The sequence below is a fragment of the Methylobacterium sp. Leaf466 genome, assembly GCF_001425565.1.
Lineage (GTDB): Bacteria > Pseudomonadota > Alphaproteobacteria > Rhizobiales > Beijerinckiaceae > Methylobacterium.
In genome coordinates, this window is record NZ_LMRC01000035.1 from 65,644 (window position 1) to 81,887 (window position 16,244).

Annotated in this window: 16 protein-coding genes; 7 read left to right on the forward strand and 9 right to left on the reverse strand. The window is 71.1% G+C overall.

The annotated features are described in order from the left end of the window. Positions 1-115: 115 nt before the first annotated feature. Positions 116-1,306 carry an SDR family oxidoreductase gene (locus tag ASG59_RS18255; protein ID WP_056410637.1) on the reverse strand — a complete coding sequence of 397 codons (1,191 nt, stop codon included), beginning with the start codon at positions 1,304-1,306 and terminating at the stop codon, positions 116-118. A gap of 491 nt (positions 1,307-1,797) precedes the next feature. Here ASG59_RS18255 and lipA point away from each other — a divergent pair, with 491 nt between their 5' ends. Further along, positions 1,798-2,766, forward strand: a complete 969-nt coding sequence (gene lipA, locus ASG59_RS18260) for a lipoyl synthase (protein WP_055889492.1) — start codon at positions 1,798-1,800, stop codon at positions 2,764-2,766. A 6-nt stretch (positions 2,767-2,772) separates the two neighbouring features. Further along, positions 2,773-3,234, forward strand: a complete 462-nt coding sequence (locus tag ASG59_RS18265; RefSeq protein WP_056410640.1) for a type II toxin-antitoxin system RatA family toxin — start codon at positions 2,773-2,775, stop codon at positions 3,232-3,234. A 15-nt stretch (positions 3,235-3,249) separates the two neighbouring features. Here ASG59_RS18265 and ASG59_RS18270 read toward each other — a convergent pair whose 3' ends face one another. The 5 genes from ASG59_RS18270 to ASG59_RS18290 all read right to left on the reverse strand — a co-directional run bounded on the left by ASG59_RS18270 (position 3,250) and on the right by ASG59_RS18290 (position 8,389). Continuing rightward, complete coding sequence (locus ASG59_RS18270; protein ID WP_056285502.1) at positions 3,250-3,792, reverse strand: TadE family protein; 543 nt, start codon at positions 3,790-3,792, stop codon at positions 3,250-3,252. A gap of 3 nt (positions 3,793-3,795) precedes the next feature. Further along, the gene (locus ASG59_RS20840) at positions 3,796-4,329 is read right to left on the reverse strand and encodes a TadE/TadG family type IV pilus assembly protein (RefSeq protein ID WP_056410643.1); all 534 of its coding nucleotides are present in this window, start codon (positions 4,327-4,329) and stop codon (positions 3,796-3,798) included. Continuing rightward, complete coding sequence (locus ASG59_RS18280) at positions 4,326-6,518, reverse strand: pilus assembly protein TadG-related protein (RefSeq protein ID WP_210168515.1); 2,193 nt, start codon at positions 6,516-6,518, stop codon at positions 4,326-4,328. The genes ASG59_RS20840 and ASG59_RS18280 overlap by 4 nt, the downstream gene beginning before the upstream one ends. Before the next feature lie 114 nt (positions 6,519-6,632). Next, entirely contained in the window at positions 6,633-7,139 is a 507-nt protein-coding gene (locus tag ASG59_RS18285; RefSeq protein WP_056410649.1) for a nicotinamide-nucleotide amidohydrolase family protein, read from the reverse strand. Further along, the gene (locus ASG59_RS18290) at positions 7,136-8,389 is read right to left on the reverse strand and encodes a bifunctional 2-C-methyl-D-erythritol 4-phosphate cytidylyltransferase/2-C-methyl-D-erythritol 2,4-cyclodiphosphate synthase (RefSeq protein WP_056410652.1); all 1,254 of its coding nucleotides are present in this window, start codon (positions 8,387-8,389) and stop codon (positions 7,136-7,138) included. The genes ASG59_RS18285 and ASG59_RS18290 overlap by 4 nt, the downstream gene beginning before the upstream one ends. Before the next feature lie 198 nt (positions 8,390-8,587). Between ASG59_RS18290 and dusB the strand changes: the two genes are divergently transcribed. From dusB to ASG59_RS18315, 5 genes are all read left to right on the forward strand, one after another. Next, positions 8,588-9,649 (forward strand): tRNA dihydrouridine synthase DusB, encoded by a 1,062-nt coding sequence (gene dusB / locus ASG59_RS18295; protein ID WP_056410655.1) that lies wholly within the window; start codon positions 8,588-8,590, stop codon positions 9,647-9,649. A gap of 104 nt (positions 9,650-9,753) precedes the next feature. Further along, positions 9,754-10,890 carry an ATP-binding protein gene (locus tag ASG59_RS18300; protein WP_055889500.1) on the forward strand — a complete coding sequence of 379 codons (1,137 nt, stop codon included), beginning with the start codon at positions 9,754-9,756 and terminating at the stop codon, positions 10,888-10,890. 9 nt (positions 10,891-10,899) lie between these two features. Then, positions 10,900-12,363, forward strand: a complete 1,464-nt coding sequence (gene ntrC / locus ASG59_RS18305; protein WP_055889331.1) for a nitrogen regulation protein NR(I) — start codon at positions 10,900-10,902, stop codon at positions 12,361-12,363. A gap of 108 nt (positions 12,364-12,471) precedes the next feature. Beyond that, a complete protein-coding gene (locus tag ASG59_RS18310) occupies positions 12,472-12,744 on the forward strand; it encodes a BrnT family toxin (protein WP_056410658.1) in 273 nt (90 codons plus the stop codon). Continuing rightward, positions 12,725-13,021 (forward strand): BrnA antitoxin family protein, encoded by a 297-nt coding sequence (locus ASG59_RS18315; protein ID WP_082494600.1) that lies wholly within the window; start codon positions 12,725-12,727, stop codon positions 13,019-13,021. The genes ASG59_RS18310 and ASG59_RS18315 overlap by 20 nt, the downstream gene beginning before the upstream one ends. A gap of 48 nt (positions 13,022-13,069) precedes the next feature. Here ASG59_RS18315 and ASG59_RS18320 read toward each other — a convergent pair whose 3' ends face one another. The 3 genes from ASG59_RS18320 to ASG59_RS18330 form a co-directional block, all read right to left on the reverse strand. Then, positions 13,070-13,939 carry a class I SAM-dependent methyltransferase gene (locus tag ASG59_RS18320; RefSeq protein ID WP_056285524.1) on the reverse strand — a complete coding sequence of 290 codons (870 nt, stop codon included), beginning with the start codon at positions 13,937-13,939 and terminating at the stop codon, positions 13,070-13,072. A 24-nt stretch (positions 13,940-13,963) separates the two neighbouring features. Beyond that, positions 13,964-15,562: a gamma-glutamyltransferase family protein gene (locus ASG59_RS18325; protein ID WP_056410661.1), complete on the reverse strand. Its 1,599-nt coding sequence runs from the start codon at positions 15,560-15,562 to the stop codon at positions 13,964-13,966. A 369-nt stretch (positions 15,563-15,931) separates the two neighbouring features. Then, a complete protein-coding gene (locus tag ASG59_RS18330; RefSeq protein WP_056285529.1) occupies positions 15,932-16,219 on the reverse strand; it encodes a type II toxin-antitoxin system ParD family antitoxin in 288 nt (95 codons plus the stop codon). Between the last annotated feature and the right edge of the window lie 25 nt (positions 16,220-16,244).

Below are 16,244 nucleotides of genomic sequence, written 5' to 3' on the forward strand. Positions count from 1 at the left end.
GGACGAGAGACGGACCAACGGACGTTCGCGCCTCTCCTCCCCCCTGGCGGGGAGGAGCAGGGAGGCGGGGGTGGCTGGATGACCCTCGGCCTTCGCAGGCCTGTGGAGCAAGCGGTCAGCCGGCGCGGCGGGCCGGTCTGGCTTCGGCGCCGGTGCGGGCAGCAGCCGCCGCCACGCGCCGGCTCGGGGCGCGCTGCGGGGCCTGGCCGGGGGCGTAGTTGCCGAAGTCCTCGTGGAACTGGTCGACGATCTCGCCGGAGGTCTCGAGGCAGCGGGCGAGGTACTGCGGCAGGGACGGGGGCGGGGCGAAGCCCTCGACGAGCAGGCGGTCGTTGGAGAAGGTCACGTTGAGGGCGCAGAACCGGTAGTAGGCCTGGAGCGCGCGCATCATCGCCACCTTGATCGCCTCGTCGAGGCCGAAGGTCTCGGCGAACCGTTCCTGCAGCGTCGCGCGGTCGGTCGCCTCGAAGCGCTCGTAGTGGCGCGTCCCCCCCTCGGGGTCGGCCGCCTCGAAGGCGCGGGCAAGCGCATCCCAGCGGGTGCAATGGTCGCGGCCGCCCGAGAGGTGGTAGACCGTGTGGGCGAGTTCCGGCCGGTCGAGCATGGCGATCAGCGTGTCGGCCACCCAGTCGGCCGGCACGATGTCGATGGCGCCCTCCGGGTCGCAGGAGAGCAGGCGCAGCCTGTCGCAGGCGCGCACCACCCAGAGGATGCTCGAGCCCGGCCGGGCGCCGAGCGCGGCATGGCCGACCACGATCGAGGGCCGCGCCACCACCAGCGGCAGGTCGGGGAACTGCGCGGCCAGGGACATCTCGGCGGCCGATTTCGACGCGCTGTAATGCACGAGGTGGTGGGTGTCGGGCCGGGGATAGAGCGTCTCGTCGACGAGGTGGGGCGGCTCGCCGCCGCAGATCATCGCGGTGCTGACATGGAGGAAGCGGGTCAGCCCGGCCATGTGCGAGGCGCGCCGCGCCAGCGCCAGGGTGCCGTCGTGGTTGGTCTTGTGGACCTTCCCTTCCGCCCACCACGAGGTGTCGGCGGCCAGGTGCAGAACCTGCGTCACCGAATCGAGCCGCGGATCGGCGATGCGGTCGGCCTGCGTGAAGTCGCCGGTCACGACCTCCACCCTCTGGGCGAGGCGCTGGGCGGTGAGCGGGTTGGTGAAGCGCCCGAGCCGGGCGGCGATGCGCTGGCGCCCGGCCTCGGCATCGGGTGCCCGCACCAGGCAGACCCATTCGGCGGGGTGCCCGCTCGATAGCGCCCGGTGAAGCACGGCGCCGCCGATCAGTCCGGTTGCACCCGTCAATAGAACTCGGTTCACCGTCGACACTCCCGCTCGCCAGAAAAACGATGCCATCAGCCCGGCACCCACGAATAGCGTAAACAAATCGCCATCAACATCCGCGCAATTGTTATGCCCGTAAAAAACAGGCCGCGTCGCGCGCAGGGCACACAGGGTGGATCTTGGGTTATCGTTAACGTGAGGTCTGCGCGTCGAAAGGCTCTCGTCCTGCGCTTTGCCTTGCCGGCGGGCCGAGGACACCGACGATTACGCTGGCCGACCCAGGCCGGGTGCAAAGCCGGCTATCGGACGCTGCAATCTCAGGGTGAATTCCGCCAGGGCCGGCCGCATGAGCGAGCGCGATCCGGGGCTGGGCGGCTCGCGGCGACGGCGCTCGCGCCTGACAGATCGGCGCGTTCGACGCGGCGCCGGGTCGCGTCGGGTTTGCGGCCGCGCGCCCGAACGCTTAGGTCAGGACTATGGGCGCCGGTTCCTGGCGCCCGCAGCGGTGCGGCATGGCCCTCGTCCTCGACACCTTGAGCAACGACCGGCGCCCGCGCCACCCCGAGAAGGCGCGCCGGCCCGACACCCCGGTGCAGCGCAAGCCCGACTGGATCCGCGTGAAGGCCCCCGGCTCGGCCGCCTGGGCCGAGACCGCCAGGATCGTGCGCGAGAACGGCCTCGTGACCGTCTGCGAGGAGGCCGGCTGCCCCAACATCGGCGAGTGCTGGGAGAAGCGGCACGCCACCTTCATGATCATGGGCGACACCTGCACGCGGGCCTGCGCCTTCTGCAACGTCCGCACGGGCCTGCCCGAGGCCCTCGACGGGGACGAGCCGGAAAAGGTGGCGAAGGCCGTGGCCAAGCTCGGCCTCGCCCATGTCGTGATCACGTCGGTGGACCGGGACGATCTGGCCGACGGCGGCGCCGCGCATTTCGCCCGCACGATCGAAGCGATCCGGGCGCACAGCCCCGCCACCACCATCGAGATCCTGACGCCGGACTTCCTGCGCAAGGATGGCGCGCTGGAGACGGTGGTGGCCGCCCGGCCGGACGTGTTCAACCACAACCTCGAGACGGTACCGGGCAACTACCTCACCGTGCGCCCCGGGGCGCGCTACTTCCACTCGGTGCGGCTGCTGCAGCGGGTGAAGGAGCTCGACCCGACCGTCTTCACCAAGTCCGGCATCATGGTGGGGCTGGGCGAGGAGCGCCACGAGGTGGTGCAGCTGATGGACGACCTGCGCTCGGCCGACGTCGACTTCCTTACCATCGGCCAGTACCTGCAGCCGACCAAGAAGCACCATGAGGTCGTCCGCTTCGTCCCCCCAGACGAGTTCAAGGGCTACGAGACCACGGCCTATGCCAAGGGCTTCCTCCTGGTCTCGGCGACCCCGCTCACCCGCTCCTCGCACCATGCCGGCGAGGATTTTTCCCGATTGAAAGCGGCCAGGCTCGCTCGTCTCGCCACCGCCAGCACCTGAGTCTCGATGCCATCCTTCCGGATCACCCGCACGGTGCGTCACTCGCGCCAACAGATGTACGATCTCGTCGCCGACATCGAACGCTATCCGGAGTTCCTGCCGCTGTGCGAATCCCTGCGCGTCCTGCGCCGGCAGCCGGGGCCGGACGGGACCGAGGTCTGCGTCGCGGAGATGGCGGTGGGCTACAAGGCGATCCGGGAACGCTTCACCACCCGCGTCACCCTCGATCCGGTCGACCACAGGATCGTCGCCGAATACATCGACGGGCCGTTCCGGCATCTGGAGAACCGCTGGGGCTTCACCGAGGCGGCGAGCGGTGGCTGCGATGTGAACTTCTTCATCACCTACGAATTCAAGAGCCGGACGCTCGGCCTCCTGATGGGCTCGATGTTCGACCGGGCCTTCCGCAAGTTCACCGACGCCTTCGAGAGCCGGGCCAACCGGGTCTACGGCCTGCCGCGCCCGTGAGGGCGGCCCGTCGGCTCAGGTCTTGAGCTGGGTCACGGTGTAGGACGGGGCCAGGGCCGCCGCGTCGAGGAAGGGCGCAGCCAGCGCCGAGAAGAACATCAGCGAATGCCGGTAGGTGGCGGTGACGATGACGCCGGTCTGCCTGTCGGGCACCGTCTTCTGCACCGCGTCGATCTGGGCCGCGGTGGGGGTCGCACCGGCGGGATAGGCGTAGACCACCTGCGGCGTCGTTCCCGACATCCTCACCTGGAACATCTGCAGGGTGATCCTGCTCGGGCTGAGCTGGGGCGCGACGTTCCCCTTGGCGGCGTCCGGCGTGTAGGTGTTCAGCTCGGTCTGGCAGGACGTCGTGTCGTCCCGGCAGTCGGACCAGACGATGGCATATTGCGTCGCCAGGCGGTTGGTCTGGTTATAGACCTGGAAGACCGCCCCGCATTCCACGATCCCCGCCGCGAGCAGGATCATGATCGGCACGACCGCCGCGAATTCGATCGCGGCGCTGCCCCGGCGCGAGGCGCGAAAACGGGTCGCCGGGCCCGGGTCGGATCGATCGCGCATCGCCTATCGTGCCTGACGTCGCAGGAGGGAGGTCGAGGTGACCTTGTTCAGGCTGGAGAAGCCCGGCGCGAACACCACGACGGACGTCTGCGCCCGCAGGGCGAGCACGCTGGTGGCGGTGCCGTAGTCGGCGACGCCGCCGGATATCGGAACGGCGGCCGCCGACAGGCTGGTCATGGGACGCATCTCCACGGCCAGGACGTTGGCGCCGGCCGCGGAGACGAGCCCGCCTGCGTTGGCCTCGACCTTGGTCTTGAGGGCGGCGGCATCGGGCATCAGCGGCACGGCGGTGTTGAAGCTGCTGCGAAGCTCGTCGGCGGTGCGGATCACCCCGGCGTCGAGGGCGGTCTGGGTCATGTAGTAGATCCCGACCTGCAGGATGTAGAGGAGCAGGACGAAGAACGGGGCGCACACGAGGGCGAATTCCACCGCCGACGCGCCGCCGTCATCGATGGTGAAGCGCCGCGCCGCGGTGCGGCGGGGCGCCGGAAGACCCCGGCCGGCGGCCGGCGGGGGAAGGGCGGGGGGGCTCGTCACTGCAGCGGCGCCGTCGGTGCGAAGGGATCGGCGACGATGGAGAAGCCGGTGAAATAGATCCGCGTGCCGGGCTGCGGATCGGGGACCGGGATCGTCGTCGTGTTGCCGGGCGGGTTCGCCAGGTAGGGGCCGCCCAGCGCGGTGACCTTCACGTCGTCGATGCCCCCGCCGTTGCCGTCGGCGGTGCCGCCGTTGGCCGAGAAGGTCAGCCAGTAGATCCCGGGCTTGGTGATCTTCACGCTCGCCGTGCGCGGCACCCAGCGGAAGCTGTCGGCATAGCCGCAGGTGTCGATCACCGGATTGACGGCGCCCGCGTCGTACCTCTGCCAGTCGACCCTGTCGGGCGGGACCGCCGGCGTGGCGCTCAAGCTGCCGTCGGGGTTCCGGAAGCTCGTGGCCGCGCCCTGCGACGCACCGGGAACCGGCGTGCTGATCAGCTGGCCGTTGGACATGAACACCCCGACGAGGTTGGTCCAGCGCCCGGTGGCGAGGGTGGTGTGGTGGCGGATCGTGCCGGTGAGGCCGGCGCCGTCGGCGGGATAGACCGCGCCGGACGCAGGGTTGGCCTGGCAGCTCGTGCCGGTGACGCCCGCACCGCTCAGGTCGACGATGGAGATGTAGCCGTAGCTGACCCGGTAATAGCCCGGATCGAGCAGGAAGGGCCGCATCACCTTGCGGTTCTTGTCGGCCGAGCCGGATGCGCTCCAGCCGTCGAGGAGGACGTATTGCGACCCCTGCGATGCGCCCGACTGGCCGTTGTGGAGGGTGCCGTAGTTGACCTGGTTGACCGGCGCGGTGGTCCAGCCGGACGGGTCCTGGGCGGGCCAGCCGAGGGGGGAGCCGCCGGTGCTGCCGCGACTGAGGGCGAGGTTGCCGCCCTTGGCGATGCCGTGGCGCGGCACGTCCTCGGCATAGGTCGGCGACTCGAACGAATCCGCGAACAGCACCTTGCCGCCCCCTGCCCAGGCGGCGGGGAAGTTGTCCTGCAGCGCATCCGGGCAGGTGCCGTTGCACAGGCGGATGCTGTCGATCTGGCCGCCGTAGCTGTCGTCCTGCCCATCGGCGGCGAAGGTCAGCCAGTACGACCCGGGGGTCGACACGAAGATGCGCACGCTGCGCTCGATCCAGGCCGGCGCGTAGACGCAGCTGTCGATCAGGTTGGCGCCGGCCAGTTCCTGGCGTCCGTCGAGGGTGCGATGCAGGGGGGCGTTCGCGCCCGCCGTGGCGGCATCGAGGTAGACGTTGATCTGGTTGGTGCGCGACACGTTCGGCACCGGCCCGCCCGACGAGGCGGTGTCGTTGGCCCAGGACAGGTCGCCCGCCGTCGAGCCGCACAGGTAGGCCGGGTCGTAGTTACGGTAGGTCACGCGGCTGCGGTAGAAGTAGCGCAGCTCCTGGTTTCCCGCCCTCAGGTCGACCTTGGTGGAAATGGCCGAGTTGCCCGCCCGGCCCGAGCCGTTCTCGCAATCGAGTTCGGCCGACTGGCGTCCCTCCGGGACCGTGCTGCTGATGGTCCCGACCTCGTCGGTCTCCAGGCAATAGCCGGTGCCGTACCAGACCGCGCTGCCGGTGCCGGTGTACACCGGGGTCGAGCCCGGGTTCGCGGACGGCCTGGCGATGGAGCGGCCGTCGATGGTGTAATAAGCCCAGCCGCCCTTCTGGACGGCGTTGGCGCCGCCGGTGGCCTCGAAGCCCTCCTTGACCACGAAGCCGCTGGGATCGGGGGCGTTCGGGCCGTCGTAGCAATGGGCCGCGGCCGTCACCGGCAGTTGCGTGATCCCGATGATCCTGGCGAAGGCGGTGGGCACCGCCACCGCGAGCTTCACGTCGGCCGGGCCGGTTCCGGACTGGACGAAGCGGTCGGTGTTGGTGAGCGTCCAGCCCATCTTCTGCGTGGTCACGGCCCGGTCGATGTAGCCCTCCACCGTCGCCTGGTAGGAGGTGGCGCCCGGACCGCCGGTGCCGTTGAGGAGTTGGAGCACGCTCGGGCGGCTCGCGTACTGGCAGGTCAGGGTGGCGATCTCGGACAGCTTCTGCTTGGCCTGGTAGGAGCGCATCAGGTCGATGCCGCCGCCGGAGGCCACGATCAGGACGACGGCGCCCAGCGCGAAGATGATCGCGATGCCGCCGCCCGTATCGGAGCCGAAACGCCGGGCGAAACCGAGAACCCGTGCGGGTACGATCGTCATCACCGTGGTCGCCCCCGACATCTGATCATGTCGAGCGTAGCCGTAAGCATTGCCTGCGAAAGGATCGTTAAGCCGATACCTGACTCACGGGAATTTCATCTCGGGCCGGACCGGTCACGCCTGGCCGACCGCAATGTTCGACTCGAGGAGCGCCAAGGCATCCTCCACCGCCCGTCGCCGGACCGCGTCGCGGCCGAGGTCGCCGTAACGCCGCTCGAGACGGCGCGGCGGCGCCCCCGCGGCGGCGAGCCCGAAGTGCACGAGCCCCACGGGCTTGTGCGCACTGCCCCCGCCCGGCCCGGCGATGCCGGTGATCGCCACGGCGACGTCGGCCTCGGACCGGTCGAGGGCGCCCTGCGCCATCGCTCCGGCCACCGCCTCGCTCACCGCGCCCTCGGCCGCGATCAGGTCGGCGGGCACCCCGAGCATCTGCGTCTTGGCGGCATTGGAATAGGTGACGAAGCCGCGCTCCACCACGGCGGAGGAGCCCGCGATCGCCGTCAGCAGGCCGGCGACGAGGCCGCCGGTGCAGGATTCGGCACAGGCGATGCGCCGGCCCGCCGCGGCATAGGCCGCCACCAGCGCCCCGGCCCGGGCCCGCAGGAGGGGATCGTCGATCACGCGCCGAACCCGGCGGGGTCGATTTCGGGCAGCCGGATCGTGGCGGCGGCCTGGGCGGCCAGTCCCTCGGCGCGACCCACGAAGCCGAGCTTCTCGGTGGTGGTGGCCTTGATCGAGACCGCGCTCAAGGGGACGTCGCAGATCTCGGCGATGCGCGCCCGGATCGCCTCGCGATGGGCGCCGATGCGCGGGGCCTCGGCCAGCACCGTGATGTCGAGGTGGTCGATCCGGCCGCCGCGCGCGCGCACCAGGGCGCAGGCATGGGCGAGGAAGCGGTCGGAGGAGGCGCCGCGCCATTGCTCGTCGCTGGGCGGGAAATGCGTGCCGATGTCGCCGTCGGCGATGGCTCCGAGCAGGGCGTCGGTGAGGGCGTGCAGGGCGACGTCGCCGTCCGAATGGGCGAGCACGCCGCGGTCGGCCGGGATCCTGATGCCGCCGAGCCAGACGTGGTCGCCCTCGGTGAAGGCGTGGACGTCGAAGCCGGTGCCCAGGCGCGTGACGGTGGCGGTCATGGTCGAACCCTCTGACTCGGAGAAGCGGCGGTCGGCCTCGATCAGGTCGGCGGCCTGGGTGATCTTGCGGTTGGCCGTGTCGCCCTCGAACACCACGACCGGCAGCCCGGCCCATTCGGCGAGCGCCCCGTCGTCGGTGAAGCCGTCGAGGCCGGCGGCGGCGGCGCGGGCGTGGGCGTCGGCCAGGAGGCGGAAGGCGAAGACCTGGGGCGTCTGGACGGCGCGCAGGGCCTCGCGTGCCGGGGTCTCGGCGACGCGGGCGATCCCGCCTTCGGCCGCCTCGACCCGCTTGACGGTGTCGGTGACGGGGATGCCGGGGACCGCGGCGCCGTGGTCGCGGCCGGCCGCGAGCGCCCGGTCGAGGAGGGCGGTGTCGACGAAGGGCCGGGCGGCGTCGTGGACGAGCACCAGGTCGGGGGCGCCGGCCCGCTCCAGGGCGTCGAGCCCGGCCCGCACCGAGAGCTGGCGGGTGGCGCCCCCCGCCACCGGCGCCGCGAGCTTGTCACGGGCTTGCGCGGGCAGGTCCGCCAGACAGTCCTCGTAGAAGGCCGCGGCGTCGGGGGCGATCACCGGCTGGATGCGCGCGATGCCGTCGTGGGCCGCCAGAGCCGCCAGGGTGCGGGTGAGGACGGCGCGCCCGCCGACCCGGCGGTACTGCTTGGGGGTGTCGCCGCCGATGCGGATGCCGCGCCCGGCCGCGACCACCACGGCCGCCGCCTGAAATGCCGAGCCCGCCATCTCGAAGTTCCCTCTCGAAGTCCCCTCGCCGATTCTCGCTGCGTCGGAATCGCGCATGACGTCGTGCGGCCCGCGCGCAACGCCCCACGGATGAGGACCGCGTCACCGAAGGGCCTGTCGTGTAAGCGGGGGAGGGTGTGAAATCAAATCTGCGTCAGTCCTTGCGTCCGGCTCCGATATGGCTATTTGTTGTGCAGAATGAGAGCTGATGATTATTTGAGCGTTCTGCGCACGGGCGGAAGCTCCGGAACGGCGGATGCCACGGCATCCGCGCCGCCCGTCCTGCTGGCTCCCCTCTCGGGCGTCACGGACCTGCATTTCCGCCGGGCCGTGCGCCGCCTCGGAGCGAGCGCGGTCGTGTCGGAGATGGTGGCGGCGGCCGAGTTCGCGAAGGGCAGCGAGGAAGCGCGCCTGCGCGCCGAGGGCGGCGGCATCGACCCGCACGTGGTCCAGCTCGCCGGCTGCGCGCCCGGTCCGATGGCCGAGGCGGCGCGGTTGGCGGAAGCGGCCGGTGCCCACGTCATCGACATCAACATGGGCTGCCCCGCCAAGACCGTGACCGGGGGCGAGGCGGGCTCGGCGCTGATGCGCGACCTCGACGGGGCCGCCCGCATCCTCGCCGCCGTGCGCGGTGCCGTTGCGATCCCCGTCACCGTCAAGATGCGGCTGGGCTGGGACCATGCCAGCCTCAACGCCCCCGAATTGGCGCGGCGGGCGGAGGATATCGGCCTCGACGCCGTCACGGTGCACGGCCGCACCCGCCAGCAGTTCTACAAGGGCCGGGCCGACTGGGGCGCCATCCGGGCGGTGGTCGAGGCGGTGCGCATCCCCGTCGTCGCCAACGGCGACGTCACCGATGCGGGGACCGCGCGGACCTGCCTGGCGGAATCGGGAGCGGCCGGGGTGATGATCGGGCGGGCGGCGCTGGGCCGGCCCTGGCTCGTCGGTGCCGTCGCAGCCGAACTCGGCGGGCGGCCCGCCCCGGTGCTCGACGCCGCGGCGCGGGCGCGGGTCGCCCTCGATCATTACGACGGGCTGCTGGCGCTCTACGGCCTGCGGATGGGCGTGCGCCATGCCCGCAAGCACCTGGCCGCCTACGCCGAGGCGGCCGGCGGCCTCGACGGGCCGGAGCGCATCGCGCTCCTCACCGGCACCGATCCGGCGCGGGTCCGCGACTTGCTCCTGGCCGCCTTCGGAATCGGCCCGGCCCGGGAGGGACGCGGCTCCGGCGATCGTCCCGCGATCGGGAAGGCGGCGTGACGACCATGGGCACAACGAAGGGTCCGGGACAGCCCGGCGACGAAGCCGGGGCGACGGCCAAGGCAGAGGGCGCGGCAAGGCCGCCGCGCAAGGGCGGCTACGCGCTGCCCGCCGGCCTGCCCGCCGCGGTGATCCCCACCAGCGAGGCGGTGATCAACGCCCTGCCGCTGCCGGTGATCACCATCGGCGCCGAAGACCGCATCCTCCACGTCAACCACGCCGCCGAATCGTTCTTCGACCATTCCGCCCGGCTGATGCAGCGCCAGCGCCTGGCCGACATCATCCCCTTCGCCTCGCCGATCATCGCCCTGGTCACCGACGTGCGCCGGCGGCGGGCCAGCGTGAGCGAGTACGGCGTCGAGCTGGTGCAGCCGCGCTCGGGGCAGGAGCGCAGCGTCGACGTGTTCGCGACGCCGCTCGGCGACGACGGCGAGGCGGTGGTGCTGATGCTCCAGGAGCGCACCATCGCCGACAAGATGAACCGCCAGCTCACCCATCGCGGGGCCGCCCGCTCGATGATCGCGCTGGGCGCCATGCTGGCCCACGAGATCAAGAACCCGCTCGCCGGCATCCGCGGCGCCGCCCAGCTCCTCGAGCAGTCGGGCAGCGAGGACGACCGGCTGCTGACCCGCCTGATCTGCGACGAATCCGACCGGATCGTGCGCATCGTCGAGCGCATGGAGCTGTTCGGCGACGAGCGCCCGGTGGAGCGCGGCCCGGTCAACGTCCACGGCGTCCTCGACCAGGTGAAGCGCTCGGCGCAGAGCGGGTTCGCCCGCCACATCCGCTTCGTGGAGACCTACGACCCCTCGCTGCCGCCGGTGCTCGGCAACCGCGACCAGCTGATCCAGATCATCCTCAACCTCGTGAAGAACGCCGCCGAGGCGATCGGGGCCGATACGGTGGACGGCGAGATCACCCTCTCCACCGCCTTCCGCACCGGCCTGCGCCTGCAGGTGCCGGGCTCGCGCGAGCGCGTCAGCCTGCCCATCGAGGTCGCGGTGCGCGACAACGGGCCGGGGGTCAGCCCCGACCTCCTGTCCGACATGTTCGATCCCTTCGTCACCACGAAGGCGCAGGGGAACGGCCTCGGACTTGCACTGGTCGCCAAGATCGTCGGCGACCACGGCGGCATCGTCGAGTGCGATCCCGTGCCCCGTCGGACCACCTTTCGCCTTCTCCTGCCCATGTCGAGCGCCCGGGACGGGCGTGAATCGAGCGTGGAATCCTGGAACCCGTAGAGTCGCGTCATGCAGAACCGCCACATCATCGTCGCGGACGATGACGCCGCCATCCGCACGGTGCTCAACCAGGCCCTGTCGCGGGCCGGGTACGAGGTACGCTCCACCGGCAATTGCGCCACCCTCTGGCGCTGGGTGGCGCAAGGGGAGGGCGACCTCGTCATCACCGACGTGATGATGCCCGACGAGAACGTGTTCGACCTCCTGCCGCGCATCAAGCGGGTGCGGCCCGAGCTGCCGATCATCGTCATGAGCGCGCAGAACACCTTCATGACCGCGATCCGGGCCTCGGAGCGCGGCGCCTACGAGTACCTGCCCAAGCCCTTCGACCTGAAGGAGCTGATCGCCATCGTCGGGCGCGCGCTCTCGCGGCCGCGCGGGACGCCCGCGCCCGGCGCCGACCCGGCCCACGAGGACATCCCCCTGGTGGGGCGCTCGCCGGCGATGCAGGAGATCTACCGGGCCCTGGCCCGGCTGATGCCCACCGACCTCACCGTGATGATCACCGGCGAATCCGGCACCGGCAAGGAACTGGTCGCGCGCGCCCTGCACGACTACGGCCGCCGCCGCACCGGCCCGTTCGTGCCCGTCAACATGGCGGCGATCCCGCGCGACCTGATCGAATCCGAGCTGTTCGGCCACGAGAAGGGCTCGTTCACCGGGGCGCTCGCCCGCTCGGCCGGCCGCTTCGAGCAGGCGGAGGGCGGCACGCTGTTCCTCGACGAGATCGGCGACATGCCGATGGAGGCCCAGACCCGGCTGCTGCGCGTGCTGCAGCAGGGCGAATACACCACGGTGGGCGGCCGGGTGCCGATCAAGACCAACGTGCGCATCATCGCGGCCACCAACAAGGACCTGCGCATCTCGATCCAGCAGGGGATCTTTCGCGAGGACCTGTTCTTCCGCCTCAACGTGGTGCCGCTGCGCCTGCCGGCCCTGCGCGAGCGCTCGGAGGACGTGCCCGACCTCATCCGCCACTTCTTCGTCCTCGTCGAGAAGGAGGGCCTCAGCCGCAAGCAGCTCGACGGCGAGGCGATGGAGAAGCTCAAGCGCTACCGCTGGCCCGGCAACGTGCGCGAGCTCGAGAACCTCGTCCGGCGCCTGGCCGCCCTCTACCCGCAGGAGACCATCACCGGCCCGGTGATCGAGGCCGAGCTCGACACCCTGCCGCTGGCCCAGAGCGCGCCCCAGGGCGGCAACGGCCGCCGCCAGGCGTCGGGCGAGAGCGAGACCCTGTCGGGGGCGGTGGAGCGGCATCTCGCCGACTACTTCAGCGGCTACCGCGACACGCTGCCCCCGCCCGGCCTCTACCACCGGATCCTGCGCGAGATCGAAGGCCCGCTGATCGGCGCGGCCCTGGCCGCCACCCGCGGCAACCAGATCCGCGCGGCCGAACTGCTGGGAGTGAACCGCAACACGTTGCGCAAGAAGGTCCGGGATCTGGACCTGCAGGTGTTCCGCACGGCGCGGTGACGTCCCGACGGTCCCCTGCGCGGTACCCTCTCTCATCGACCCAGGGTTCGTTCAACGGGATGACGGTGGCCGCTCACCTTGACTCGGGATTTTACGCTGTAGCATAAAATGCGGATCACGTTCGATCCCGCAAAGGACGCGCGGAACGTTGCCGAGCGCGGCCTGTCTTTCGAGCGGGTCGCGGACATCGAGTGGGACACGGCCCTGTCGCAGGAGGACACGCGCCGGGACTACGGCGAAAAACGTGTGCGGGTCTTGGGCTTCATCGATCGCCGATTGTACGCCGTCGTGATCACCATCCGTGGTGACGCCCTCCATGTGATCAGCTTTCGCAAGGCCAATGCGCGGGAGGTCAGGCGCTATGAGCACGATAGGCGATGATGCCGTCTCGCGGCCGGACGACGAGAACCCGGAATGGACGCGGCACGACGTGAGCACGGCTCGTCCGGCGCTCACCGTCATCGAAGGCGTCTTCGGTGCAGAGGCGGCGGAAGCGTTGCGCCGGGGACCCGGCCGCCCTCGCAAACCGGATCGCAAGGTCAACCAGACCCTTCGCCTCGATGCCGAGGTGCTGGAAGCCTATCGTCGCGAAGGCGACGGCTGGCAGACGCGGATGAACGCGGTTCTGCGCGAGCACATGCCGAGGGGCGGGAAGTAGGCCGCGGCTCCCCAAGCACTGTCACGGCAAGCACTGCCACGGACTGGCTCACCGCCTCCCCGACACCAGCCAGCACGCGGCCCCGAGGGTCACGGCCCCCGCTTCGGCGCGGGCGGAAAAGTCGGCCGCCACCGCCGCATGGGCGCGGGCACGCAGATCGTCGTCGCGGTCGCGCAGCAGGCGCGAGACCGGCCCGAGTTCGAGCACGAAGCGCGCCGCGGCCTCGGCGGCGGCACCCGCGGCGGCCTCTCCCGACAGGCCGAGGACGAGGGGCCGGTCGATCGCCTCGATCCCGATGTCGAGGAAGCCCGCCGCGGCGAGGATGTCGCCGATGACGTCCGGGTCGGCGAAGCGGAACGGCCCCGGTCCGCCGGGCGGCGAGGGTTCTTGCTCCGGCACCAGGGGCTGGACGACGGCCAGCGGCACCGCGATCCAGGCGTTCTGCGCGAGCGGGCGCCAGCACAGGAACGTCAGGCGCCCGCCCGGCACCAGGGACCGGCGCAGGTTGGCGAAGGCCGCCACGGAATCCTCGAAGAACATCACCCCGAACCGCGAGATCACCCGCTCGAACACCGCGCCGCCGAAATCGTGGCGCTGGGCGTCGGCCTCGACGAAGGCGATCGGCGCGCCGCCCGGCGCGTCCAGGGCGGCGCGCTCGCGCGCCACGGCGAGGAGCGGCGCCGAGACGTCGGCGGCCACGACCCGGCCGCGGGCGCCGAGGTCGCGCGCGGCACGGATGGCGCAATCGCCCGCCCCGCAGCCGACGTCGAGGACGGCAGAGTCCGGCCGCAGGACCGCGCCCGCGAACAGGGCCTGCGTCAGGGGGGCGAACACCGTGTCGATGGCGCGCTGGTTGCGGGCCCAGCGCCGGCCGGCGTCGCCGTTCCAGTATTCGGCCTGGGTGATGGTCTCGGCCATGGTCGCTCTCCTCAGAGCCGAATCTCATAAACCTTCGGCGCCGCCGTCGGAGCGCGGATCGTGGGTGGCCTCGATGCGGCCGTTGCCGGGGTGGCGCACCAGCATGCCGGCGTGGCCCAGCGAATCGATGTAGGCGCCGCCGAGTTCCTCGATCTCGTGGCCCATGGCGCGCAGTGCCGCGATGCAGGCCGGGTCGAACCGGTCCTCGACCTTCACGCTGAGCGATTCCGCGCCCCAGGTCCGGCCGTAGAGCAGGCGGGGCGCATCGACCGCATCGGCGACGCCCATCCCATAATCGGCGTAGCGGGAGAAGATCTGGGCCTGGAACTGGGGCTGGCCGTCCCCGCCCATGCTGCCGTAGGACATCACCCGGCCGTCGTCGAAGGCGGCCAGCGCCGGGATCAGGGTGTGGAACGGGCGCCGGCCCGGCTCCAGCGGGTTCACGGCCTTGGGGTCGAGGGAGAACGAGGTGCCGCGGTTCTGCCAGTGGATGCCGGTCTTCGGCAGCACCACCCCCGAGCCGTACTCCCAATAGATCGACTGGATGTAGGAGACGGCCAGGCCGCTGCCGTCGATGGCGCCCATCCAGACGGTGTCGCCCTCGCCGGGGTTGCGCAGGGGCAGGCTCGCGGCCCGGCGCATGTCGATCTGCGCCGCTTGCGCGTCGAGGAAGCCGGGCTCGAGGAAGCGGGACGGATCGCCGTCGAGGCGGTCGTAATCGGTGACGAAGCGGTCGCGCACGGCAAAGGCCCGCTTCGTGGCCTCGATCAGCCCGTGGTAATGCGCCGTGGTCTCGGGCCGGGCGATCTTGAGCCGGTCGAACAGGCCGAGGATGATGAGCGCCGCCAGCCCCTGGGTCGGGGGCGGGAAGTTGTAGAGCACCGCGTCGCGGCGCCTGAGCGACAGTGGCGCCCGCTCGCGCGCGGCATAGGCCTTGAGGTCGGCCCGGGTCACCGGGGCGTCGAGGCGTTCGAGGTCGGCGGCGATCTCGCGGGCGATGTCGCCCCGGTAGAAGTCGTCGAGGCCGGCATGGGCGAGCTGGTCGAGGGTGGCGGCGAGTGCGGGCAGGCGCCGGACCGCGCCGGCGGCGTAGGGCTTGCCGGCATCGAGGAAGGCGTCGGCGAACCCCGGCTGGTCGTGGAGGGCGTCGAGTTCCTTGGGCACGTAGCGCGCCTCCGACGGCGACACCGGAACACCGTCGCGGGCATGGCGGATCGCGTCGGCGAGCAGGGTCGGCAGCGGCATCCGCCCGCCCAATGCCCGGGCGAGATCGAGGGCGAGGCGCCAGCCGCCGACGGCACCGGCGACCGTGACCGCGGCGTCGGGGCCCCGGGCGGGAATCGCCTCGTATTCCTTCTCGCGGTAGCGGGCGATGGTGGCCAGACTCCCGGCGGGGCCGCAGGCCTCGATCCCGCGCACGCGGCCGCCGGGCTCGCGCACCAGCCAGAACCCGTCGCCGCCGATGCCGTTCATGTGCGGATAGACCACCGCGATGGTCGCCGCCATCGCCGCCATCGCCTCGATGGCGTTGCCGCCCTGCGCCAGCACGCTCTGGCCCGCCTTGGCGGCCAGGTGATGGGGTGCGGCCACGGCGGCCGAGGCGAAGACGGGGGTTTCTGGCATCGGGGAGCTCGTGGTGTGAACGACGACGCGATCATAGTGCGTTTCAAAGCGTGGTCGAACATCGCAGGCGATGTCAGTTGCCGTGAAAGCCGCCCTGGTCTGAAAGGGCAACGGCATCGCGGGCGCCATGCAGAACGCGGATCACAGTGACCGCCTGGTCGTCGTGTCGATAGTAAATCACGTAGTCTCTCGCGAACCCCGCGCGCAGGCCCGGCGCCAAGGCATCTCGCGATGCTCCGGAAAGCGGAAAAAGGCAGAATGGCTCGCAGGCGCCTTTGATCCGCTCGATGAACGACGTCGCCCGTCCTTCGGACGCTTCGGTCGCGATATGCCACCAGATCCTGGCCAGATCGGCCTCGGCGGCACGGGTCAGACGGAGGACGAGCGGTCGCGTAATAACGTCCTCCCCCGTTCGACGATGTCGCCGATGTCGAAACTCCCGGTCCGGCCTGCCGCGACATCGGCCAAGCCTGCTTCGATATCGGCCTTCAGCGCGTCCAGCTCCGCGATCTGCAGGGATCGCTTCATCTTCCAATCGCGCAACGCCGTCCTGACCACTTCGCTGGTGGAAGCATAATCTCCCGAGGCTACGGCGCCTCGGACGACGGATGCCATCTCTGGCGGCAAGGTGATGGTCAAGCGTTCGAGGTCGGCCATGGCGCTCGGCTTTCTATTGAGCAAA

What these genes read in the sequence shown, in the direction of transcription:
- ASG59_RS18280 (WP_210168515.1), bottom strand. Translation starts at nt 6,518, where the DNA reads ATGACGATCGTACCCGCACGGGTTCTCGGTTTCGCCCGGCGTTTCGGC.
- ntrC (WP_055889331.1), top strand. Translation starts at nt 10,900, where the DNA reads ATGCAGAACCGCCACATCATCGTCGCGGACGATGACGCCGCCATCCGC.
- ASG59_RS18330 (WP_056285529.1), bottom strand. Translation starts at nt 16,219, where the DNA reads ATGGCCGACCTCGAACGCTTGACCATCACCTTGCCGCCAGAGATGGCA.
- ASG59_RS18265 (WP_056410640.1), top strand. Translation starts at nt 2,773, where the DNA reads ATGCCATCCTTCCGGATCACCCGCACGGTGCGTCACTCGCGCCAACAG.
- dusB (WP_056410655.1), top strand. Translation starts at nt 8,588, where the DNA reads ATGAGAGCTGATGATTATTTGAGCGTTCTGCGCACGGGCGGAAGCTCC.
- ASG59_RS18290 (WP_056410652.1), bottom strand. Translation starts at nt 8,389, where the DNA reads ATGGCGGGCTCGGCATTTCAGGCGGCGGCCGTGGTGGTCGCGGCCGGG.
- ASG59_RS18320 (WP_056285524.1), bottom strand. Translation starts at nt 13,939, where the DNA reads ATGGCCGAGACCATCACCCAGGCCGAATACTGGAACGGCGACGCCGGC.
- ASG59_RS18310 (WP_056410658.1), top strand. Translation starts at nt 12,472, where the DNA reads ATGCGGATCACGTTCGATCCCGCAAAGGACGCGCGGAACGTTGCCGAG.
- ASG59_RS18270 (WP_056285502.1), bottom strand. Translation starts at nt 3,792, where the DNA reads ATGCGCGATCGATCCGACCCGGGCCCGGCGACCCGTTTTCGCGCCTCG.
- ASG59_RS18325 (WP_056410661.1), bottom strand. Translation starts at nt 15,562, where the DNA reads ATGCCAGAAACCCCCGTCTTCGCCTCGGCCGCCGTGGCCGCACCCCAT.
- lipA (WP_055889492.1), top strand. Translation starts at nt 1,798, where the DNA reads ATGGCCCTCGTCCTCGACACCTTGAGCAACGACCGGCGCCCGCGCCAC.
- ASG59_RS18315 (WP_082494600.1), top strand. Translation starts at nt 12,725, where the DNA reads ATGAGCACGATAGGCGATGATGCCGTCTCGCGGCCGGACGACGAGAAC.